Below are 22,668 nucleotides of genomic sequence, written 5' to 3'. Positions count from 1 at the left end.
CCGCCGCTAGCTGAAGCTGGGGATCGCCGCGTTGGCGCCGCGGCCCTTGGGCAGTTCCCACTCCTCCTGGCGGCCGAGCGCGGTCATGTCGAGCAGGCCGTACGAGCCGCCCATCTGCTCGGTGCCGCGGGCGAACGTCGAGTAGGTGTGGAAGATCTCGTCGTCCTGCCGGAGGAAACAGCTCATCCCCGGCTGCTCCATCGGCTGGTCCTCGGTCTTGAGGATCCAGTCGAAGCCGGCCGCGCGCAGCTCGTCCGGTCCGCGGTAGTTGAACTGGACCGGCGTCACCGACTCGTCCATCGTCACGTGGAAGTCGTAGTTGAAGTCGGAGCCGTACGAGGAGTACATCGGCATCCGCCAGCCGCGTTTCGCCCGGTACTTCTCCAGCTTCGCGAGCGGCGCCCGCGCGACGATCGCGTACACGGTCTCCCGGGCCCCGAGATGCCGCAGCAGGCCGTCGGAGATCTCGTCGACGCCGGCGGTGCAACTGGGACAGCCGTCCTCCCAGTCCGGATGGAACATGAAGTGCTGCACGATCAGCTGCCGACGGCCGTCGAACAGGTCCGTCAGCGTGACCTCGCCGTCCGGCCCGTCGAACCGGTAGTCCTTCTCGACCCGCACCATCGGCAGCATCCGGCGCTTGGCGTTCAGCGCGTCCTTGGCCCGCAGCGCCTCTTTCTCACTGGCCAGCAGCTCTCGGCGCGCGGTCTCCCACTCGTCGCGCGACACAATCTCAGGCAGATTCATGTACGGGTAGACCGCCGCGCCCGCCGAAAGTCATCGGTCCCCCGCATATCCGCAGCGAATTTGGCCGCATGGCGTCAACGAGCCAGGGGCTGCGCGGTCCGGACCGACATGACCACGTCCACGATCGCCTGGGAGGTGACGGCGGCGTATCCGCGGTCGGCCATGAGTGCTTCATGGGTGGCGCCGTCGACGACCCGGTGGACGGCGTTGCCCGACAGCTTGGCCAGGCGATCCTGCGCGGCCGACCAGGCGGCGTCGCTTCCGGCACCGGCGGTCAGGACGACGAGTGGCTTGTTGCCCAGGTCGTGCAGCGCGGCGGCTTCCCGCACCGAGGCGGACGCCTGGACGTACTCGTCGATGGTGCTACGAAGGGTGCTGGCGGTGGCGATGCCGGCCCGGACCTCGTCGCGGGACTGTGCCGGAAGGTCACCGTAGGACGTCTGGGCGTAGAGGCGGCCCAGGCCGAACCGCGCGGCGACCGAGGTGAGCGCGGAGATCCGCCGCAGGGCGCCGGGGCCGTCCGCGGTCGCCGATGCCGCCGGCGCTGTGGAGTCGACCAGCACCATGCCGGCGACCTCGCCGGGATAGCGGTTGGCGAACGCGAGCACGTAGAGGCCGCCGAAGGAGTGTCCGGCCAGCACGTAGGGCCCGGGGACGCCGGCCCGGTGCAACAGGGTGTGCAGGTCGGCGGCGATCCGGGCGCCGTCCTGGGGCGCGTCGGCCGGCTCGCTCCAGCCACGCCCGGCCCGGTCGTACACGCAGACATGGGTGCTGCCGGCGACGGCGGGTGTGATCCACCCCAGGTTGGCGCCCATCTCGCCGCCTCCCGGTTCGAGCACGACGGTGGGACCTCCCGAGCCGGTGCAGCTGAGGTGCAGTCGGTGTCCGCCGACGTCCACCAGCTGTCCCGGCATGGGGTGGGCGTGGGCATCGACTGCCTCGGCCGCGGTCTCGTAGCCGGCGCCGATCGAGGCGAGGGCCAGGACGGCGAGGACGGGGTAGAGCAGTCGGCGGCCGCCCCGGCTCGGCATCCGGCGTACCCGGGCGGTCACCCACACCGTGAGCAGCAGCAGGGCGGGCGGCCAGACCCAGTCGAGCACGGTACGCGCCGACGGGCCGAACGCCGCCAGCAGGAGTCCGCCGAGGCCCATGAACACCGCGGGTGCGGCCGCCCAGCGCTGCGGCGCCGCGGTGAACCGGGCCGAGAGCAGGACCAGCATCGCCCAGCCGGCCGCGAAGCCGATCAGGACGGCGCCCGTGAGAACGTCCTCCCGCGCCGGGACGAAGGGGGCAGCGACCAGGAGCAGCGCGGCGACGAGTCCGGTGGCGAGGGAGGCGGCGACGATCCGGCCGAGGCGATCGCGTGATGCCGGGATCGCCGACGGCGTAGGGGTGAAGGCAGGGCTGGTCATGACGGCCATCTCCTTTGGGCCCGGGGGCAGTGGTGCGTTACGCGCTCCACGCTCCCGGCCGCCGCGTGCCGTCGCCCCGGTCAAGTGGCCAGGGTCCGCGCCGGTGACCTACGACAGATCGAGCCGGGCGAGCTCGCCGCGGGAGGCGACACCGGCCTTGGTGAAGATGTTGCGCAGGTGGAACGCGACGGTCCGGTGCGACACCCAGCACTGGGCGGCGATGTCCTTGTTCGACAGGCCCTGGCGGGCGAGATCGGCGACCTGCCGTTCCATGGGGGTGAGCTGGAGAACGGTGGACACGTCCCGCTTGCGGGCGGTCTCGCCGGAGGCGCGCAGTTCCTGGGCGGCACGGGCGGCCAACGGGCCGGCGCGGAGGTCCTCGAACGTCTCGAGTGCGGCCCGCAGATGGCTGCGGGCGTCGATGCGTCGCTGTGTCCGGCGCAGCCATTCCCCGTACGCGAGGTGGGTGCGGGCGTGTTCGTACGGGTGGGCTTCGCCGGCGTGGTGGGCGAGGGCGCTTTCGAAGAGTTCCGCGGGGCCGGCGGGCGCGCCGAGCAGCGCCCGGCCGTGGTCGGCGACGGCTCTCGCCCACGGCCGGCCGGTTCCGTCCGCGAAAACGGCGAGGTCGTCGATCCAGGCGGCGGCTTGCCGGCGGTCACCGGCGTGGACGGCGGCCTCGATCCGGTCGAGTGCCGCGAGCCGGCGAAGTGAGCTCACCCGGATGCCCGCGAAGTGGTGCAGCGCTGTCCTCGCGTCGCCGTCGTGCGCGGCGCGGGTGCCGCGTGCCCAGCGCCCGAGGTCATGGACGGGCTCGGCAAGGACGCCCAGCGGCCGGCCGGCCGCCGCGTCGAGGTCGGACAGGAGGCCGTCGAGCTCGGTGGCGGGGCGGCCTTGGACGGCGGCGAGCACGGTGAGCAGGCCGAGCGGGACGGCTCCGAGCGGCCGCTGCCCGGTGCTCACGCTGAGCGAGAGCGCCGCTTCGGCGTCTCGGCGCAGGTCGGCCCAGCGGCCCGTGCTGAGCTGCGTGAACCCGAGCCGGGGCAGCGCGTACAGGACGATCATGACGGCTCCCGCGTCGCGGGCGCCGGTGAGCATCCGGGTGAAGCAACGCTGGTGCGCCTGGTCGTCGCCGAGGTGCAGGGCGGCGTTGCCGAGATGCGCCAGCACGTCCGGGTCCTCGAGGCCGGCGCCTTCGCGCAGGGCGTTCTGCAGCGATGCCCGGGCCGCCGGCCAGTCGTCTCCGGCGGCCTGGGTCAGGCTGAGCAGGAGGTGTCCCAGGCATCGGCCGTGCGCGGTGTCGCCGCGCGCGGCGGAGGCAGCGAGGGCGTGGACGTCGTAGGCGGCGCCGCTGTCGGCGCCGTAGGTGCGCAGCAGGGACGCGGCGACCGCCAGCTCGAGGGCACGGGCCGGATCGACGCCGGCCACGCCGCGGGCGGTCACGGTGAAGGTGCGGTGGGCGTCGACGGCGGAGCCGACGTTGACCTCGATGCGGCCGCGGAGGCGCTCGATGTCCGCCCGTAGCACCGTGTCGCGGGCGTGCTCCCGCGCGGCGCCGGCCAAGGTACGGGCGAGGGAAGCCTGCCCGGCGGCCCAGGCGTTGCGGCCGGCGGCGAACAGACGAGCGGCGCGTGCCGGCTCGCCGTCGGTGAGGTCGGCGGCCCGCGCATGGGCCGCGGCGGCTGCGGCGTATCCGCCGCGTTGCTCGGCGCGGGCCGCGGCCGCGTCGAGCGCGGCCGCGACGGCGGCGTCCGGGCCGTCGACCGATGCCGCCCGGTGCCAGGCGTGCCGGTCGGCGTCCATCTCCGGGTCGAGGACGTCGGCGATGGCCCGGTGCGCCTGACGTCGTTCGCCGCTCGTGGCCGCCTGGTAGACAGCGGACCGGACAAGAGGATGCCTGACCCGTACCTGGTCGCTCTCGACCACGACGAGGCCGGAGCGTTCGGCGAGGTCGAAGGCATGCTCGTCGACGTCGAGGAGGGCCGCGGCGCGACGAACCGTCGCGACCCGCCCGGAGTCGTCGGCCGCCGCGACGAGCAGGAGTGTCTGCACGGACGCGGGGAGCCGGCGGCACCGGTCGAGGAAGACCCGTTCCATTCCGGCGGTCAGATGGGGCCGGGCGGGCAGCGGTGCGGCGCCGCCGAGCTGCTCGGAACTGAGGGTGGTGGGCAGCTCCACCAGGGCCAGCGCATTCCCGGCCGCCTGAGCTACGAGCTGGTCGACGACGTCGTCGGCCGGCCCGCCGGGCACCGCGTCACCGGCCGCCTCGGTCAGGATGGCTCGTGCGGCGTCGCCGGTCAGCGGCGCGAGCGCCAGGCGGGGGACGCCGTCGGGATGGAAAGCGCCCTCGCCGTCCCGGGCGGCGAACACGACGGCGACCCGGTCGGCGGCGAGCCGGCGCGCGGCGACGAGCAGCGCGTTGGCGGTGGCCCGGTCCAGCCATTGCGCGTCGTCGACCAGGCACAGGACGACGCCGGCCTCGGCCGCCTCCGTCAGCATCGACAGCGTGCCGAGCGCGACGAGGAAGGGCTGTGGGACGGCGGTTTCCCCGTCGCTCGCCTGAGGCTCGGACTCCAGGCCGAACGCTGTGCGCAGGCAGCGTGCCTGTGGCGCCGGGATCCGGTCGAGGAGGTCCAGGATCGGGCGCAGCAGCCGGTGCAGCGCGGCGAACGCCAAGGGAGCCTCGGACTCGACGCCCTGGGTCCGCAGGATGCGCACGTCGCCGCCGGCGGTCGCGACGAGGTCGTCGAGCAGCGCGGACTTGCCGGCTCCGGGCTCGCCGTGCACGAGCAGCGTCCCGGCCCGGCCCGCCCCGGCGTCGTGCAGGACGCCGGCGAGACGCGCCCGCTCGACGTCCCTCCCGCGCAGCACAGCGTGACCCTACGCCGCACACACCGATGGCCGCGCCCGGCACGAACCTGGCGGACGTGCCGGTACGACCCGGTCAGGCCGGCCGCTGCCTGCCCACCGCCGGGCGATAGCGGATGACCGCGGCGGGGATGGCGACGGCGAGCAGGACGCCGATCCAAGCCAGGGCGTGCCACACGTACGCGGAGGTGGGGCCGCCCAGGCACAGCGCCCGCAACGCGTCGACGGTGACGGTGATCGGGTTGACCTTCGCGAAGGCTTGCAGCCAGCCGGGAAACGTGGCGACCGGGACGAAGGTGGAGCTCGTGAAGATCAGCGGGATGACGGCGAGCAGGCCGCCGATCCCGGCCGACTCGGGGTCGCGCACCAGCAGCCCGAGCAGCGCGAAGATCCACGAGAAGGCGACCCCGACCGCGAGGGCGAGCCCGATCGCGGTCAGCGCGGCGGCGGGTCCGGCGTGGAACCGGAATCCGATCGCGTACGCGACGCCGGTCATCAGGACCAGGACGAACAGATTGCGTACGGCGTCGGCGGTGACCCGGCCGGCGAGGACCGCCGCGCGGGCCATTGGCAGCGCCCGGAACCGGTCGATCATGCCGGTGGTCAGGTCGTCGGCGATGGCGACGCCCGTCTGGGAGGCGCCGAACGCGATCGCCAGGACCCAGATGCCGGGCAACGCGTAGTCGATGTACGTGGTCACGCCGGGCGGGTGGATCGCGCCGCCCCAGGCGTACGTGAACAGCAGCACGAACATGACCGGCTGGGCCGTGGCGAACGCGATCAGCGTCGGTACCCGGACCAGGCGGCGCAGGTTGCGTCCGGTGACGGTGGCGGTGTCGGCCGGCAGCCGGCCGGCCCCGGGCATCCGGACGAGATCCGCACCGCCGGTTGTCATCGGCTCGACCCCACGAAGGGCGTGGTCGTGGGCCGGCCGGTGAGGGCGAGGAACACGTCGTCGAGGCTGGGGCGGCGCAGTGCCAGGTCGGACACCCGTAGCCCGGCCGCGGCCAGGCGGGCGGCGACGTCGGGCAGGACGCCCGGCCCGTCGGCGACCGGCACCACCACCAGGCCGGCGTCGGCGTCGACGGTCGGGGTGGCCGAGCCGAGCCCGGTCATCGCCGCGGCCAGGAGTGCCGGGTCGTCGCCGGGCCGGGTGCGCAGCTCGAGGCGGCCGCCGCCGACCCGGTTCTTGAGTTGCTCGGCGGTGCCGGTCGCGATCACCTGCCCGCGGTCGAGGACCACGATCTGGTCGGCGAGCCGGTCGGCCTCCTCCAGATATTGGGTGGTCAGCAGCACCGTGGTGCCCCGCGCGGTCAGTTCGCCGAGCAGCCGCCACAGGCCGAGGCGGGCCCTCGGGTCCAGCCCGGTGGTGGGTTCGTCCAGCACCAGCACGGCCGGCGCGGCGACCAGGGCGGCCGCGACGTCGAGGCGGCGGCGCATCCCGCCGGAGTAGGTGCGAACCGTGCGGCCGGCCCGGTCGGTCAGGTCGAACAGCTCCAGCAGGTCGGCGGCTCGCCGCTTGGCCGCCACCCGGCGCAGGCCGGAGAGCCGGCCGATCATGACGAGATTCTCCCGCCCGGTCAGGTAGCCGTCGACGGCGGCGAACTGCCCGGACAGCCCGATCGCCCGGCGCACCGCCCCGGCCTGCCGCACCACGTCCAGCCCCGTGACCCGGGCGTGGCCACCGTCCGGCCGGATCAGCGTGGTCAGGATCCGCACCGCCGTGGTCTTGCCCGCCCCGTTCGGGCCGAGCAGGCCGAGCACGGCGCCGGCCGGCACTCGCAGGTCGACACCGGACAGTGCGGTTGTCGCGCCGAACCTCTTGACCAGGCCAAGCGTCTCGATCGCCGGCTGCTCGGTCACCTCGACCACCCGCCCATAGCTAGGTTTACTACCTATGGCGCGACAGTAGCATACCTACCTATGCCGGCTGTAGGGTCGAGTACGTGAAGGCGGAGGCACAGGCCCTGAAAGGTCACCTCGATGTGCTGCTGCTGGCCGCGCTGGAGGGCGGGCCACGGCATGGCTATGCGGTCAAGGAGGCCCTGCGGGAGGGCAGCGGCGGCCGGTTCGACCTGCCCACGGGCACGGTCTACCCCGCGCTGCACCGCCTGGAGGGCGCCGGCCTGATCGCCGGGTCGTGGTCGGTGGTCGACGGCCGCCGGCGGCGCACCTACACACTCACCGCCGCCGGTGAGCGACGCCTGCACGCCGAGCGGGGCACCTGGCACGAGTTCGCCGCCGCGGTCACCGCATTGCTGGAACCCGGGCCATGGCCGGCCACCAGCTGATCGACGATCACCTCGCCGACCTCGCCCGCCGTCTGCCACCCGACGCGGTCGACGAACTCGCCGACGGCCTGCTCGAAACCTGGCAATGCCACCGGAGCGCGGGGCTGCCTCCGGCCGAGGCGGCGCGGGCGGCGATCGCCGAGTTCGGCAGCCCGGCCCAGATCACCGCCGCGTTCGTGCGGCAGTCCCCCGGCCGCCGGGCCGCACGCCTGCTGCTGATGACCGGTCCGCTCGTCGGCGTCTGCTGGGGTGCCGGTCTCGGAGTCTCGCGCGCCTGGACCTGGCCCGCACCGGTCCCCGTCGCGGCGGGTTTCGGGCTGGCGCTGCTCATCGTCGTCGCGGCCCTGGCCGTCGCGGCCACCAGCCGGCGCAGTTACCGCCGCACCCGGCTCGCCGCGCTCGGTGGCGCCGGCCTGGTCGTGCTCGACGCCGCCGCGCTGGCCGCCGTGCTGCTGCTCGCCCCCGCGCCGGTGTGGCCGATGCTGCCGGCGATCCCCGCCAGCCTGGCCCGCATCGGCCTGACACTGCACGCCCTGCCGAGGGTGCTCACCGACCGATGACCGGGTACGGTGTGCGGCCATGGGCGCGATCAAGCCGTGGCACCTGCTCGTTTGTCTGGTTCTCGTGGTCGTCGTCCTCGCGATCTCGGCCGGGATCGTCGCGGCGAGCCGGCGGAAGTAGCTAGGCCGAGAGGGCGCCGTCCGCGCCGAGCGCCAGGATCACCAGCTCGCCGTGATGGTCGGTCGCGGTCAATCGATGGTCGTCCAGGCGGGTGAGGGCGGCTATCCCGTACCCGAACTCGCCGATCAGCCGCGGCCCCACCGGGATCCCGGACCAGTCGAGGGTCCACGAGTAGAGGCGGAAGTCGTACGACGCCGCCACCACGACCGGGGCGTCGGGCGAGCCGAGGACCTCGACCGCCTTGACCGGCTCGGGCGAGTGCAAGGTGATGCCCCGCTCGACGGCCAGCTCGGGGCCGTCGGTCACCAGCATCACCCGGACCGAGCGGTGTGCGGCCGAGACCACGACGCGGTCGGCCAGCGCCGCCACCGCCGTGACCCGCGTGTCGTGTTCCCAGAGCGGATGACGATTGCCGGGCGGGCCGGCCGTCACGATGCGGCCGGTGGCCGAGAGCAGGCCGCCCCGGAACTCGGCCGACGGCTCGGCGGGCGGGGCGCTCGCGGTGATGCCCGCGCCGGTGGCCAGGTCGACCAGGTGCGGCCGGCCGGCGAAGGTCGCGGCCGCCACCAGCGAACCGGCCACGGCCAGGGACCGGGGCCACAGCCGCGCGTCGGCGCTGCGCCACTGCGGGCGCCCGGCCGTGTCCAGCGCGACCAGCGCCGGGTCGTAGGTGCCGGCGATCAGCGAGCCGCCGTCGGCCGACCAGGTGATGCCGCGCAGCGGGGCGTCGCCCAGGCGCACCGAGCGGATCGGCAGCAGGCCCGGGTTGAGCAGCTCGAGCGCGCCGTCGTCGCCGGCCAGGGCCAGCGTCGAGCCGTCCGGGGACCACGCGCAGTCCTCGATCGCCGCGCCGGGCAGGTAGGTGATGCGGCCGGGGTCGCGCCACAGGTCGCGGACCGCGATCAGGCCGTCCGCGCCGACGGTCGCCACCAGGCCGTACGCGCTCACGGTCAGGCGTACGCAATCGTCGATCTCACCGAGGTACGTCTCCGCGAAGGCGTTCCACACCGCCGCGCGCGACGAGGAGATCTGGCAGAGCAGGTGCTGGCCGTCGGGCATCCAGGCGACCGAGGTGACCGGGCCGGGGTGGCCGGCCAGGACCTTCATGAGCGACGGCGGGCGGTCGTCGACGACCCGCCAGACCGCGGCCGTGCCGTCGGCGCAGCCGGTGGCGAGCAGGTCGGCGGCGGCCGGGTTGAAGGCCACCGAGAGCACCGCATCGTGATGACCGAACTCGGTCACCATGACCGCCCGGGTCGGCTCGGCCGTGTCCCAGACGATCACGCTGCGATCGTGTGAACCGCTGGCCAAGCGCCCTCCGTCGGCACGGAAGGCGACACAGCTGATGGGCGCGGTGTGCGCCGGTCCACCCGATCCGACCGTCACCGGAACCATGCTGGTCATCCACGGAACGTGAGTCAATACGCCACTTTGACAGAAACGTCCCCGGTGTAAAGCGCCGCCGGCGAATCCGGGCGTCGCGCGGGCAGATCGGCACGTTCCAGCGCCGCGCGCAGGCGGGCCTCCTCCTCGGCGCGGTCGCGGTACCAGGCGGCGCCCCAGACGCGGTACAGGTTCCAGCCGAGCCCGCCGAGGACCTGCGCCCGCAGCCGGTCACGATCGCGCGCGACCGGGCAGCCGTGGTACATCGCGCCGTCGCACTCGATGCCGAGCAGGAACGACGTGGATCCGGGCCGCAGCACGCCGAGGTCGATGCGGTAGCCGGCCGAGCCGATCCGGGTGCGCACCTCGTAGCCCCAGGACGCGACGGTCGCGCGCACCGATTCCTCCAGCGGGCCGAGCGTCTGGTCACCCTCGCTGCGCCGGGTCCCGCCACGTTCACAGAATTCCAGGTACGCGGCCAGGTGCCGGACGCTCTCGCCGGCGCTCTCGGGGATGTCGTGCGCGCGGATCGACGAGACGATCTCCACCCGCTGCCGGGCGCGGGTGATCGCCACGTTGAGCCGCCGCCAGCCGTTGGGCCGGCTCAGGGCCCCGAAGTTCGCGCTGATCCGGCCGTGCTCGTCGTGCCCGTAGCCGATCGAGAAGATCATGATGTCGCGCTCGTCACCCTGCACGGTCTCCAGGCTCTTCACGAAGAAGCCGTGCAGCCGGTCCCCGTCGAGCAGCCGGTCGAGCCCGGGATGGTGGGCGACGGCCTCGGAGAGCGCGTACTCGATCGCCTCGGCCTGCGCGACCGAGAACGTGACGACGCCGAGCGACAGGTCGGGCCGGGTGGTGAGGCTGGCGACGACCCGCTCGGCGACGATCGCCGCCTCGGCCGGGTTGTCCCGCGTGCTGCCCCGCCGGTAGACACCCTTGGCCGGGATCAGGTGCACGCCGGTGTCCGGCCGGTCCTCGTCCGCGGCCGGGAAGGTGATCAGCCGGTTCTGGTAGAACTCCCGGTTGGCGAAGGCGATCAGCGCCTCGTGCCGGCTGCGGTAGTGCCAGGTGAGCCCGAGGCTGGGGAACGCGCCGCAGGCCTTCGCGAGCTCCAGGATGGACTGGAAGTCGCTGACGTCGGTGCCACCGTCGGTCACGGTCTCGAAGAACGAGGTGGGCGGCAGCTGCTTGTCGTCCCCGGCCGCGACCAGCGCCGTACCCCGGTAGATGCAGTTGATCGCGTCGGCCGGCGTCACCTGCGACGCCTCGTCGAAGATCACCACGTCGAAGCCGATGTCGGGCGGCAGGAACTGGCTCACGGCCAGGGGCGACATCAGGAAACAGGGCTTCATCGCCAGCACCGCGTTCCGGCCGCGATCGATCAGTTCCCGTACGGCCAGATGCCTTGTTTCTTTCATGCCCTCGCGACGTAGTAACGCGGCCTCCTCGGGCGGCACGCCGGTCTGCCGCCGGGCGTTGAGCGCCTCGGCGATGCGTGCGGGCGCGGTGGCGACCAGCTCCTCGTCCCGGGCCCGGAACTCGCCGACCAGGTGGCTGCGCTCCTCGGCCCGCAGCGGGTGCAGGCGCTCGTCGCGATGCAGCACGTCGTCGGCCCAGGCCCGCAGCACGGCCCGCTCCAGGACGTCGCGCAGCTGCGACGGCAGTACGCGGGTGTCGGCGCAGAAAGCGATGGCGGCGTCGAGGCCGTACCCGGAAAGCACCTCGCGCGCGGCGACGTGGCTGAACCACTCCTCCTGCCCGCTGGAGTCCTCGCGCAGCTCGCGGAGCAGCACCGGCCCGCGCTCGTAGTCGTCGAGCGCCTCGCAGAGCCCGGCCCGGCGCGCGGCGGCGAAGGCCGAGGCGACCGCGTCCCGGGCCTGGGCCCACGCCGCCGCCTTCGCCGCGGTCTTGTCGGCGGAGGCGGCGGCCGATGCCCCGCGGGCCAGCGCCGTCGCCTGGGCGGGGGTCAGCGCCTTGCCGGCCAGCTCGCGCGCCCGCTCGGCCCAGTCGATCGCCACCGCCTCGGCGTGCTCGTCCACCTCGTCGGCGCCGTCCGGCAGGTCGCGGCGGGCCGCGACGACGGCCTGCCGCAGCTCGGCCAGCCGCCGCGTCCCGGTCAGGTCGAGCGTCCGCCCGGTCGCCTCGTCGAAGGCCGTCACCACCCGGGCGGCGGCGCGCAGCGGCGTCACGTTCGCGCGCAGCCAGCCGATCGCGTCGCGCACCGCGCCCTGGGCCAGCTCGGGCCGCGCGGCCGGCTCGGGCGCGGGCCGCAGCGCCGCCTGCCACCGGGTGACGGCCGCCTGCACCCCGGCCGCGGCGCGCAGCAGACCGTCGTCGGGGCAGGGCGCGCAGACGTGATCGATCACCGCGGGGACGGCCTGCGGCGGGGTCCAGCGCAGCAGGTCGTTCGCGGCCTGCAGGGCGTCGCCGAGCGCCGCGAAGTCGGATGTCTTGCCGCGCCAGTAGCGGCCGAGGGCGGGCCCGTGCCGGCGCTCCAGGCCGGCCAGCTCCTGCCGGGCTGCCCGCCACGCGATGGCCAGGCTCAGGTGGGCGACGGCCTCGGCGGACGAGATCGACGGCAGCGCGAACGAGGCGACGGCCTCGTAGTCCCGGCGGTACGCCCCGAACAGCTTGCGCAGGCCGCGGTGCACCCGGGTGAGCCGGTCGGCGAGCTGCTCGACCGGCTGGTCGAGGATCGCCTCGTGGAAGTAGCGGCGGGCCTGCCCCTCGGCGGCGGTCAGCGCCTCGACGCCCCGGCGGAGCGTGGCCGCCGCCTCGGTGGCCTTGGCGAGCGCGCCCGCGCCGAACCAGAACGGCTCGGGCCGGTTCGGCCGCCCGCCCAGCTCGGCGATCGCGGCCACCCGGGCGACGTCGGCGAAGGTGGTGGCGGCCGGCAGCGTGAGCGACGTGGTGACCCGGGCGAGGTCACGCATCCGGTCCTCGAGCAGCGTCGCGTCGTCGTCGAAGCGGCGGGCCAGCCCGGCGGCGGCCTCGGCGGTGAGCGGCCCGAGGTCGACGGCCGCCGGGCGCAGCGCGGGCACGGCCACCTCGGGCAGTTCGTCGCCGGGCAGGTCGTCCCACTCGGCGCCGGCGGCGCGCACGGCGTCGCGGGCCTGCCGCACCCCGGCCAGCCGGCGGCCGCGCTCGGCGGCGGAGTGCCGCACCGGGCGCAGGCTCGGCGCGGTCAGCCACTCGTCGGCGACCCCGTCCGGGCGGTGCGCGGCGTGCTCGGCCAGCGCGGCCAGGGCGGCCGCGCCCGAGGGCCGGGCCAGGCCGAACGCGGCGGCGAGCGGGCCGTGCCGGCCGGTCGCGCCGGACAGCTCGCGCAGCGCGTGCTCGGCCCGCTCGAGCCGGCCGTCGAGCGGGTCCCGATCGGTCACCTCCCGCCACGGAAAGTCGTCTCCGAGCGCGGCGGGCCGCCACGAGCGGGCGAGCCGGTCGGCGGCGTCGCGCACCTCGCGCAGCGCGTCCGGGGTGAGCGTGACCGGGGCGGGCGCGGGCGCGGCCGGCACGTCGGCGAGCCTCGCGCACCGGCCGAGGATGTCGTGCAGGCTGGCGCCGAGCGGCTCGCGCACCTCGTTCATCGCCTCGGCGTACGCGGAAAGGCGCAGACGGGAGTCGCGCGCGTCGCCGTGGGATTTCTCGGACGCGGGGGTGGGCGGCGGCTCGTCCAGGGCCGCCGCGAGACCGCGCGCCACCTCCTTGCGGGTCGCCTTGTGGCTGTGCAGCTCGAGCAGGTATCCGTCGAGACCGGCCGCGGCGAGCCGGTTGCGCACGACCTCGAGCGCGGCCGCCTTCTCCGACACGAACAGGACGCGCTTCCCGGCGTGCAGCAGGCAGCCGATCATGTTGGCGATCGTCTGCGACTTGCCGGTTCCCGGCGGGCCGTCGAGCACGAAGCTCCGGCCGGCGGTCGCGGCGGCCACGCAGGCGCGCTGCGACGCGTCCGCGTCCAGCACGAGCGGCACGTCCTCGGGCGGCGCCTGGACGTCGACGTCGTTCGCGGCGATCGGCTCGAAGGCCGGCTCGCCGTCGCGGGCGGCCAGGGCCCGGACGATGGGATGGGCGAGGATGCGCTCCTCGTTGTCGTGCAGGTCCCGGTACATCGCCTCCTTGTGGAAGCTGAACGTGGACAGCAGCACGGTCTCCTCGACCCGCCAGCCGTCGCGGCCGGCCGTCGCCGCGCGTACCCGGGTGAGGAACTCCGGCAGGTCCAGCCCGGCCAGCGAGTCCACGGCCGGCAGCTCCACGCCGAGCAGCCGCAGCCGCAGGGTCAGCGCCGGGTTGACCGCCGGGTCGTCGTCGCGCCCGCGCAGCTTGGGCAGGTCGGCCGGGCCGGCCGCGGTCAGCTCGACCGGGAGCAGCAGCAGCGGGCTCGCGTACCCGGCGTCGTCCTCGTCGCGCCAGTGCAGCATGCCGATCGCCAGGTGCAGCGCGTCCACGCCCCGGTCGAGAAAATCCTGGCGGGACTTGCGCATCAGCCGTCGCAGCACGCTTCCGAGGGGCTGCGCCGCCATCGCCGTACGGAAGAATTCGCCCTCGCCCGCGAAGCCGTGCTCGCCGCCCGCCCGCAGCGCCCCCACGATCACCTGCGGCGGCGGCCCGGCGATCTCGACCGTGCCCGTCTCCGACCGCCGGTAGTTGATCAGCCGGTTGCCGGCGTCCAGGTTGACCAGGCCGTCCCGCCAGGCGCGCAGGGCGGCGTGCGCCGGCTCGGTGGGGTTTTCGGGCGTCATATCCCGATTTCATCAATGACGGGGTCTATCCGCTGGCTTTTCGCGAGAAAGACTCGTCAGTAATAGATGTCCTCGTCGGCCTTGCGGTAGTCGCGGATCTCCGCGGTCCGCCCGGCCGCCGCGAGGTGCACCCAGCACGGGTTGCCGAGCAGGATGCGGCCGAGCGCGACCAGGTCGAACTCGCCCCTCGCGTGCCGTTCGCCCAGCTCGTCCAGCGGCCGGCCGGTCAGGCCGACCGAGCCGACGGTGATCGTGGGGAGGCCGGTGAGGCGCTTGGCCCAGCCGGCGAGGTTCTCCCGGTGACCGGCGAAGACCGGCTCCCAGAAGCGCCGCTGGGAGGCGTGCAGCACGTCCGCGCCCGCCTCGGCGAACGTCGTCAGAATCGTGCCCAGCTCGGCCGGGGTCTCGGCGATCCGGGCCGCGTAGTCGCGCTCCTTGAACTGGGAGAACCGCATGATCAGCGGCATCGTGGGCGGCAGCTCGGCCTTCACGGCCCGGATCACCTCGGCCGGGAAGGTGGCCCGGCCGCGCGGGCCGCCGCCGTACCGGTCGGTCCGGTGGTTGGTGTGCGGCCAGAGGAACTCGTCGAGGAGGTAGCCGTGCGCCGCGTGGATCTCGACGGCGTCGAAATTCGCGCTCACCGCGGTGCGGGCACTTTCCGCGTACGCCTCGAGGAGCTCCCCGAAATCGCGGCCCGCCATCGTGTCCGGGGTCCACGCGGGGTAGCCGTCCACGGGTTCGCGCAAGCTGCCGAGGTGCCAGAGCTGGGCGGCGATCCGTCCGCCGGCCTCGTGCACGCTCCCGGTGACCACGCGCCAGCCCGCCTCGGCGGCGCCCGGGGTCAGGCGCGGGACGTCGGTCTCGTGGCTCGCGCTCGGGTGGCCGATCAACGTGCCCTCGGTGACGATCAGGCCGACGCCGCCCTCGGCGCGGCGGCGGTAGTAGGCGGCCACCTCGGCGGTCGGGACGCCGCCCGGCGAGTGATTGCGTGTCATCGGCGCCATGACGAAGTGGCTGTTCAGCCGTAGTCCGGCGAGAGTGGTGGGCTCGACAAGGGCGGTCATGTGGCTAAGCTAGAACCTCACACGGATGTCAGGTTCAAGCTTCTGTGGCGCGGGAGACATCGATGAAGATCGGGGACCTTGCCGCGGCGACCGGCGCGAGCGCGCGTTCGCTGCGCTACTACGAGGAGCAGGGGCTGCTGGCCAGCACCCGGACGGCCGGCGGGCAGCGCGTGTATCCGGAGAACGCGGTCGAGCGGGTCCGGCTCATCCAGTCGCTGCTGGCGGCCGGGCTGAACAGCGCGACCATCCTCGACGTGCTGCCCTGCATCAGCGACGAGTCGCTGCGCACGCCGTGGCTGGCCGGCCGGCTGCGGAGCGAGCTGGAGCGGGTCGAGACCCAGATCGACAGCCTTCACCGTACGCGGGACATCCTGGCCGGACTGGTCGAGCGGTACCGGGTTCCGGCCTGAGTTGCAGCTCAGCCCGGAAGCGGCGGCAAAGGCTGGGGACGGCAGCCAGGCCGCCCCACGTATCCGGGCGCTCTTGCTCAACCCGTACTCAAAAGGGAACGTGACTTTCCCGCTTGGGGTGACCCAGCGCTTACGCTGGCGATGATCGGGGGGAGGGGCGTTGCCGGGGAAGAAGACGGGACAATCCGCGCTGGTCGTGCTGACGCTGTCGAGCGCGTTCGCCGGCGCCATTCTCGGTGCCGTGGTGCAGAACGAGATCACCGGCCCGCGGCGTCTGCTGGACATGGTGGTGCTGCTGCTCTGCCTCACCGTGATCGGCCTGGCGGCGGCGGTGGTGGCGATGTCGCGCAGCACGCAGCGGTCGGTCGACGATCTGTTCAAGGTTCTGGACATCACCGTGCGCTGTCAGATGGTCAAAGACGCCAACCGATACCGTTCGCCGAGCGACGACATGGTGGTGCGCGCCTTCCAGGAGGCGCAGCGCGAGATCCTCGTGCTCGACCGGGTGACCGACAGCGGCGTGCGGCCGGACACCGGCATGCAGTCCAATGTGATGGCCTGGCATCTGGACGCCATACTCGACCGCGTCGAGAAGGCCGGCATTCGCTACCGCCGCTATTGCCAGGTGCCGGACACCGCGTCGCCGTTCCCGTTCGCGGCCGGGCAATCGCATTCGGAGAACACGTTTGCCCGGCACTGCGTGCGGATGGGTGAGATGAATTCGGCCGGCCGTGACGTGTCGCTGCGGGTGACGCCGACGAGCTTTCCCTACAAATTCCTCATCATCGATCGCAAGGTGCTGATTCTGCAGTTGCAGGAACTGTGCGAGACCGACGAGAACGAACGCGAGCCCCGGACCATGTGCGAGCTGGTCATCTCGGACCCGCGCGGCCAACTGATCCAGCATTTCCTCGGGATGTGGGTGCAGCTCGAGGGCCACCACCGGACGCGGTCGCTGGACGCCCGCTCGGCCGAGATGGCGATGCTGCGCTCCTGGATCGACCGACCGGCGGTGGGCAAGCAGCGCTGACCCACCCTTTCTCAGCCCCACTGGCCCGGCTGGTAGTCGCCGCCGGGGCGCTGGACGATGACGTTCATGCGGTTCCAGGCGTTGATCACGGCGATCTGCGCCACCAGAGCCGCGATCTGGTCCTCGTCGAAGTGCTTGGCGGCGTCGGCCCAGGCGTCGCCGGAGACGCCCCCGGCCGCGTCGGCGATCCGGGTGCCCTGCTCGGTGAGCTCGAGGGCGGCGCGCTCGGCGTCGGTGAAGACGGTCGCCTCCCGCCAGGTCGCGATCAGGTGAAGGCGTACCGAGGTCTCCCCGGCGTGCTCGGCGTCCTTCGTGTGCATGTCGACGCAGTACGCACAGCCGTTGATCTGGCTGGCCCTGATCTCCACGAGGTGCCGGGTCGACTCCGGCAGCGCCGAGTCCGCGACGGCCTTGCTCGCCGCCAGCAGGTACTTGATGGCCTTGGTGCCGGCCGGGCTCTCACGAAGGTCGAAACGCGGTTCCATGCTGATCTCCTTGTCGTTGCCTCCTCGACAATCCAGCGCGCCCGAGTGTGATGGTGACCTAGGTCTCTTGCTCCCATGAGCGCAGCTTGTCGGGGTTACGGACGGCCCAGATGCGCTGAATGCGGTCGCCCGCGATGTCGAACGCGTAGACCGTCACGGTGACCCCGCCCTGCTGCACGATCAGGCCCGGCCGGCCGTTGACCGTGCGCTCCAGCAGCGTGATGGCCGGCGACGCGTGCGCGGCGATACCGGCGTACGCCCGCGCGATCCGGTCGGCGCCCTCGAGCGGGTGCCGGTGGGCCCGGGCGCGGCCACCGCCGTCGCCGATCGAGGTGGCGTCCGGATCGAGCAGCGCGACGAGCGCCTCGACGTCCTGAGCCTCCCATGCGCGCCGGAACTCCCGGACGATGCCGGCCTGCCGCGCCGTCGGGGTCGCGGCGGCCGCCCGATGCGACTCCCGCACCCGGCGGCGCGCCGACGTGGCCAGCTGCCGGCAGGCCGCCGGCGTGCGCCCGACGATCTCCGCGACCTCCGGGAACGGATAGCCGAACACGTCGTGCAGGATGAACGCGACCCGCTCGGCCGGCGTCATCTTCTCCAGCACGACCAGGAACGCCATGCTGATCGACTCGTCCAGCGTGACCCGGTCGGCCGGATCGGCGCCCGGCCACTCGCCCGGCACCGGCTCGGGCACCCACGGCCCGACGTAGTGTTCCCGCCGGGACCGGGCCGAACCGAGCACGTTGAGACAGATCCGGCTGGTGACGGTGGTGAGCCAGGCCGCCGGGTTCTCGATCTCGTCACGTTGCTCCGGCGCCAGGGCGTACCAGCGGGCATACGCCTCCTGCACCGCGTCCTCGGCCTCGGCCAGCGACCCGAGCATCCGATACGCGAGGCTGATCAGCTGACGTCGCTCGTCCATACCCGTACGACGGAATGCCCCGCCGATCTGTGAGCCACACACGCCGCTTTATTGGACCCACATCTGGTCGAGCAGCGGACCGCCGTAATACGGGAAGTCCTGATAGTTCCCCACCCGGGCCGAGACGAACACGCTCCCGCCCAGGTTGAAGATCGGAACCAACGGGGCTTGGTCGGTGACAAGGCGGTCGACCTGCTCCCACAGTTTGCGGGCGGTTGCCGGGTCGGTCTGCTTCGCCGCCCGGGCGTCGCCGGCCAGCCGGTCGGCACGGGGGTCGCAGAATTCGGCGAAGTTGACGGTGTGTGCTGGATGTTGGTCGAAGGAGGCGCAGCTCAGCGCCGGAAAGAAGAAGTCCGACGGCGCGGGGATGGCCGCCGCCCAGCCGGCGAGGCCAATCTGGATCTTGCGGGAGGAGTCGCCGGCCGTGGGCAGGAGCTGGTCGTCGGGGAGCGTGCGCAGGGTCGCCCGGTAGCCGAGCTGCTCGAGAAGCCCGACGAGGTAGGAGTTCACCTCGTCGTTCACGAATCCGCCTTTGACGGTCCAGATGGTCACCGGTGTGTGCGTGGTTCCGGACTGGTGTGCAAGCCGCACGGCCTTGGCCAGGTCGGGCCGGTGCCATAGGCCATCGCCGGCGTCGGCCGTGTACGGACAGTAGGGCCGATGGCCCGGGAACCCGGCGGGCAGGATCTGGCATGTCGGGGTGGCCTGGTCGGGGGAACTGAGGTGGAGAAGCCGGATGAGCCGGCCGCGGTCGATCGCGTAGTTGACGGCCTGCCGTGCCTGGAGGCTGTTGAACGGAGGCCGGCGGGTGTTGAGGAACAGGAAGGTGGTGGCCAGTTTGAGGCTGGAGTGGACCTGGGCCGGGTACCGGAGGGCGAGGGGACCGTACCGCTCGTCGGTGACGTCGGCGACGTCCGCCCGCCCGGCCGCCACCGCCGATTGCTGCGCGCGCGGGTCGGCGATCTGTTCCGTCCGGATCAAGTCGGGGTAGCCGGCCGGCTGTGCCGCGTACGACCACTGGCGGAAGTTCGGGTTGCGTACCAGGGTCAGCGATTTTTCCGGCTGATACTGCGAAATCATGTACGGACCGGTGCCGGGCAGGAACGGTGCTCGGTCCATGAGCTGGCCGGCGGCGCCGAGCGGGGCCGGGGACGCCCAGAGCAGGGCAAGCTTGTAGGGGAAGTCGGGGTCGGCCCGGTCGAGGTGGAAGATGACCGTGCCCGCCGCGTCGTCGGTGACGATTCCCGCCGTCAGGTCGCATCGCCCCGGGTTCCGGCGGCACGCCGGGGCACCGACGATGCCCTCGTAGTAGTCGGGCTCATCGCCGAAGGTGATCTCGCGCTGGAGGCCGCGGCGGAAGTCGGACGCCTGCACGATGGCGCCGTTGGAGTACCGGATGCCGCCGCGCAGCGTGAACGTGTACGTGGTGCCGCCGCCGGTGGGCCTCGGCAATGCGACGGCCAGGTCCGGCACCAGGGTTTGCCCCGGCGCGCCGCCCGCCTTGCGGAACCCGAGCAGACCGTCGTAGACGCCGGCGAGAGCGGATGCCGTGTCCGAGTAATCGTGCACCGGGTCAGGCGGATACAGGGCCGAAGTCGCCTGGATCAGCGTTCCGCCGCGGTGAACGGGCACGGCGAACGAGCGCGCGGCCACCCACAGCCCGGATGGGGTCGCCACGATCCCGTGCGGGGAGCTTCCCACCGACACCATGCGGTCGACGCGGCCGGTCCGCGGGTCGATGCGGGCGAGTGTCGCGTCGAACTGGTCGCCGACCCAGACCTTGTCGCCGGCCGCGGCGATCGCGCTCGGCCCGTCCCCGACGCCGATCTTGGCAGTCACCCGGCCGCTCGCCGGGTCGATCCTGGACACGGTCTGATCCAGCGAGTTGGCCACCCACACCGCGTCCGTCGTGACGGCGATACCGGCCGGCCCGGCACCGACCGGCACCGGGCCACCGACGTCGCCGGAGACGGGATCGACTCGGGAAACGGTGCCGTCCTCGCTGTTGGCGACCCAGACGGCGTCGTCTCCGACCGCGATGCCGTCCGGCAGCACGCCGACCTCGATGTTCTTCGACGTCACGAGGCCGCTCGCCGGATCGATCCGGTCCACCGTGTTGTCGCCCTGGTTCGCCACCCACACACCGCTGGGCCCGCCGTCGATGGCGACCGGGATGTTTCCCACGGGGATGGTGCGAACCACGGCATCGGCATCGGTGCTGATCCGGGACACCGTCGCGTCGCCGCTGTTGGTCACCCACACATCGGTGGCCGTGACGGTCAGTGCCGTCGGCTGCGAGCCGACCCGGATCGTCTTTGTCACAGCGTGGGTGGCCGGGTCGATCCGCGAGACAGTCCGCTCTGTGCTGTTCACGGCCCACACCGAGCCGTCGCCGTAGGCCAGGCCTTCCGGGCTGCCCACCGCGACCGGGGCTCCCGACCTCCGGCCCGATTCGTCGATCACGCCGACGCTCCCGGCGGGCAGTCCGGTCGCTTCGACCACCCACGGGCGGGACACGGCAAGGACGCACGCGGCCGCAGCGACCGCGAGCGCCGAACCGATGACGAGTAGCCGACGGCCACGCCGCCGGGGCCACGCCGGCGCACCGCTGCCCGCGCCTGTCCGGCGAGGTGGTCCTGGCCGGGGCGCCGGAGACGCGGCGCCGGCACCGGGCCGGTCGCCGGCCGGTGCCGCGGCGCGGATCCAGTCCAGGTCAGGGTCGTGGGCGAGCACGGCGGCGTGCAGGCGTTCCAGCGGCTCGCCGGGATCTATGCCGAGCTCGTCGGCGAGCAGCTCGCGGGCCCGGCGGTAGGCGCCCAGCGCGTCCGCCTGCCGGCCGCTCCGGTACAGGGCCACGATCAGCTGGCCGTGCAACCGCTCCCGCAGCGGATGCTCGCGGGCCAACCCATCAAGCTCGGTGGTCAACGCGTCATGCCGTCCCAGCGCCGGGTCAGCCTCGATCCGGACTTCCAGCGCGGCGAGCCGCAGCTGCTGCAGGCGCGCGGCCTCGGGCCGGGTGAACGCATAGTCGGCCAGGTCGGCCAGCACCGGACCGCGCCACAGGCCCAGGACCCGGCGCAGCGTGTCGGCGGCCTCGGCGTGCCTGCCGGCGTCCAGCGCCGCCCGGCCTGCCGTGAGGCCTTCCTCGAAGACGGCCGAGTCCACGTGCGCCCGGTCCACGTGCAACAGGTAGCCGCGATCCCGGGTGACCAGAACCGACCCGGCGCCACCGCGGGGCCGGTCCGGCTCCAGCGCGCGGCGCAGGTGAAACACGTACGTCTGCAGGGTGGTGGTCCAGCCTCCGGGCGGGTGTCCCGCCCAGACCTCCTCGGCGAGCCGGTCCATCGAGACAACCCGGCCGGCCCCGAGCAGCAGGAGCGCCAGCACGGCTCGCTGCCGCGGCCCGCCCAGCTCCACCGGACGACCGGCCCGTGACACCTCGAGGGGTCCCAGAATGCCGAACTCCGTGGAGCCCTCGGTGGCCATCGCCCACCCCGCCGCTTCCCCTGGCCGCCCGGACCGGTGGCTTCCCTCATTCCACCACCCGGGCCACACCGGGTCCACCACCCGAGCAGCCGCTCCAAGCGGCCTCCAAGCCGGACCCAAGCCCGTTCCGGTCGCCCGGGACTGTCCTGTCCGTGTCGGCAACCACCACCGACCGGGCAAACGACCAGGGAGAACGCCATGATGCCATGGATCATCAGCCACGACCTGATGCGAGCCACCGAAGAGGAGCGGGTGCTGGCGACGCGGTACGCCCACCACCGCGCGCACACCTACCGGAGACCGGGCGCCTTTCTGGCGTCCCGGCTGCAAGCATGGATCAGCAAGATTCCGGTCCCCCGGCACGTGAACACGAACCTGACTCCCCCCGCGCAGGACACGCTCCGCATGACGGTCTCCGACCTCGGCTGCGACGACGTCGGTGGAGCCCCTGACACGCTCGTTCTGCCGGGCCTCATCACCCGGCGCGGTCGTCTTTCGCGGCGCGGGGGCGGGATCTTCCCGATGCCCGAGTTCGGGAGGACCACCGATGAGAACGCTGGGCCAGGATTCCTTCAAGGGACAGAACTGGCTGATCACACCGGCCGCGCTCCAGGTCGATGAACCGCGGCCCGCCAGTGTCTACGACCAGCGATGGCTGCTGGTCCTGACCGGGGTCGTCGAGAGCGACCTCGAGGGTGACAGCCCCCACCAATGGCTCCACGAGACGCTGTCGTTCATTCCGGACCTGGATGGCCCCCTCAACTTCGCCATCGACCGGTACTCGATTCCCAGGCCACCCGGCAGCACCAGCGTCTTCTTCATGGCCGAGCAGTGGGCCCCCGCCGCCTCGTTGGCCTCGATCTTCGATCAGGACACGTCGGACAACGCGGGCTTCGCCGTCGACCTTTGGCGACCCGCACACTTCAGCCAGGTCATGGACATCGTGACCGGGCAGCTCGCCGGAAACATCTTCACCGGCATCAATGTGGACGTGGCGGTCCGCGACTCGGATGCCTGGCTGTACCGACTCGGCTACCACATCACTCTGCTCGGCAAGATTGTCTTCGCGAACCTCTTTCACGGTTAGCCGCGCATCCGACGGATCCCGGCCGGCTGCGGAGACGGTGCGCTGCCCGGGTCGGTACTTCGGCCGTGA

Annotated in this window: 16 protein-coding genes; 5 read left to right on the top strand and 11 right to left on the bottom strand. The window is 73.1% G+C overall.

All coding sequences use genetic code 11. The annotated features are described in order from the left end of the window. Window positions 1–6 precede the first annotated feature (6 nt). The 5 genes from A3CQ_RS0137725 to A3CQ_RS0137705 all read right to left on the bottom strand — a co-directional run bounded on the left by A3CQ_RS0137725 (window position 7) and on the right by A3CQ_RS0137705 (window position 6,896). Window positions 7–747, bottom strand: coding sequence for a DUF899 domain-containing protein (locus A3CQ_RS0137725; protein ID WP_026206655.1), 741 nt, complete (start codon window positions 745–747; stop codon window positions 7–9). Window positions 748–821: 74 nt separating this feature from the next. After that, window positions 822–2,159 carry an alpha/beta fold hydrolase gene (locus A3CQ_RS0137720; RefSeq protein ID WP_211216751.1) on the bottom strand — a complete coding sequence of 446 codons (1,338 nt, stop codon included), beginning with the start codon at window positions 2,157–2,159 and terminating at the stop codon, window positions 822–824. Window positions 2,160–2,267: 108 nt separating this feature from the next. Further along, window positions 2,268–5,027 (bottom strand): ATP-binding protein, encoded by a 2,760-nt coding sequence (locus tag A3CQ_RS0137715; RefSeq protein WP_020516147.1) that lies wholly within the window; start codon window positions 5,025–5,027, stop codon window positions 2,268–2,270. 73 nt (window positions 5,028–5,100) lie between these two features. After that, entirely contained in the window at window positions 5,101–5,919 is an 819-nt protein-coding gene (locus A3CQ_RS0137710) for an ABC transporter permease (RefSeq protein ID WP_020516146.1), read from the bottom strand. Then, complete coding sequence (locus A3CQ_RS0137705) at window positions 5,916–6,896, bottom strand: daunorubicin resistance protein DrrA family ABC transporter ATP-binding protein (protein ID WP_020516145.1); 981 nt, start codon at window positions 6,894–6,896, stop codon at window positions 5,916–5,918. Before A3CQ_RS0137705 ends, A3CQ_RS0137710 begins: the two co-directional genes overlap by 4 nt. 74 nt (window positions 6,897–6,970) lie before the next feature. Between A3CQ_RS0137705 and A3CQ_RS0137700 the strand changes: the two genes are divergently transcribed. Both A3CQ_RS0137700 and A3CQ_RS0137695 read left to right on the top strand, forming a co-directional pair. Next, window positions 6,971–7,315 carry a PadR family transcriptional regulator gene (locus A3CQ_RS0137700; RefSeq protein WP_020516144.1) on the top strand — a complete coding sequence of 115 codons (345 nt, stop codon included), beginning with the start codon at window positions 6,971–6,973 and terminating at the stop codon, window positions 7,313–7,315. Next, entirely contained in the window at window positions 7,297–7,875 is a 579-nt protein-coding gene (locus A3CQ_RS0137695) for a hypothetical protein (protein WP_020516143.1), read from the top strand. Before A3CQ_RS0137700 ends, A3CQ_RS0137695 begins: the two co-directional genes overlap by 19 nt. A 121-nt stretch (window positions 7,876–7,996) precedes the next feature. Here A3CQ_RS0137695 and A3CQ_RS0137685 read toward each other — a convergent pair whose 3' ends face one another. From A3CQ_RS0137685 to A3CQ_RS0137675, 3 genes are read right to left on the bottom strand one after another with little or no spacing between them, the layout of a single operon-like run. After that, a complete protein-coding gene (locus A3CQ_RS0137685; RefSeq protein ID WP_281171532.1) occupies window positions 7,997–9,391 on the bottom strand; it encodes a WD40 repeat domain-containing protein in 1,395 nt (464 codons plus the stop codon). A gap of 23 nt (window positions 9,392–9,414) precedes the next feature. After that, the gene (locus A3CQ_RS55465; protein WP_020516139.1) at window positions 9,415–14,115 is read right to left on the bottom strand and encodes a PDDEXK-like endonuclease domain-containing protein; all 4,701 of its coding nucleotides are present in this window, start codon (window positions 14,113–14,115) and stop codon (window positions 9,415–9,417) included. Between the two features lie 56 nt (window positions 14,116–14,171). Continuing rightward, window positions 14,172–15,179, bottom strand: a complete 1,008-nt coding sequence (locus tag A3CQ_RS0137675; protein ID WP_020516138.1) for an oxidoreductase — start codon at window positions 15,177–15,179, stop codon at window positions 14,172–14,174. Between the two features lie 62 nt (window positions 15,180–15,241). Here A3CQ_RS0137675 and A3CQ_RS0137670 point away from each other — a divergent pair, with 62 nt between their 5' ends. Then, the gene (locus tag A3CQ_RS0137670; RefSeq protein ID WP_020516137.1) at window positions 15,242–15,589 is read left to right on the top strand and encodes a MerR family transcriptional regulator; all 348 of its coding nucleotides are present in this window, start codon (window positions 15,242–15,244) and stop codon (window positions 15,587–15,589) included. A 160-nt stretch (window positions 15,590–15,749) separates the two neighbouring features. Then, window positions 15,750–16,619 (top strand): hypothetical protein, encoded by an 870-nt coding sequence (locus A3CQ_RS0137665; RefSeq protein ID WP_026206653.1) that lies wholly within the window; start codon window positions 15,750–15,752, stop codon window positions 16,617–16,619. Between the two features lie 11 nt (window positions 16,620–16,630). Here A3CQ_RS0137665 and A3CQ_RS0137660 read toward each other — a convergent pair whose 3' ends face one another. Genes A3CQ_RS0137660 through A3CQ_RS0137650 form a run of 3 tightly spaced genes read right to left on the bottom strand, consistent with a single transcriptional unit; the run spans window position 16,631 to window position 21,512 of the window. Next, window positions 16,631–17,104 (bottom strand): carboxymuconolactone decarboxylase family protein, encoded by a 474-nt coding sequence (locus tag A3CQ_RS0137660; protein ID WP_020516135.1) that lies wholly within the window; start codon window positions 17,102–17,104, stop codon window positions 16,631–16,633. A gap of 58 nt (window positions 17,105–17,162) precedes the next feature. Then, window positions 17,163–18,026, bottom strand: a complete 864-nt coding sequence (gene sigJ / locus A3CQ_RS0137655) for an RNA polymerase sigma factor SigJ (protein WP_020516134.1) — start codon at window positions 18,024–18,026, stop codon at window positions 17,163–17,165. Window positions 18,027–18,074: 48 nt separating this feature from the next. Continuing rightward, window positions 18,075–21,512 (bottom strand): ABC transporter substrate-binding protein, encoded by a 3,438-nt coding sequence (locus tag A3CQ_RS0137650; RefSeq protein ID WP_020516133.1) that lies wholly within the window; start codon window positions 21,510–21,512, stop codon window positions 18,075–18,077. A 547-nt stretch (window positions 21,513–22,059) separates the two neighbouring features. On the opposite strand from A3CQ_RS0137650, the gene A3CQ_RS0137645 reads away from it, so the two are divergent. Further along, window positions 22,060–22,599, top strand: a complete 540-nt coding sequence (locus A3CQ_RS0137645) for a hypothetical protein (RefSeq protein ID WP_020516132.1) — start codon at window positions 22,060–22,062, stop codon at window positions 22,597–22,599. Window positions 22,600–22,668 lie beyond the last annotated feature (69 nt).

It is taken from the genome of Paractinoplanes globisporus DSM 43857, assembly GCF_000379645.1.
Classification (GTDB): domain Bacteria; phylum Actinomycetota; class Actinomycetes; order Mycobacteriales; family Micromonosporaceae; genus Actinoplanes; species Actinoplanes globisporus.
The sequence above is the reverse complement of the archived record's forward strand: the minus strand, read 5'-3'. Positions and strand labels throughout refer to the sequence as shown.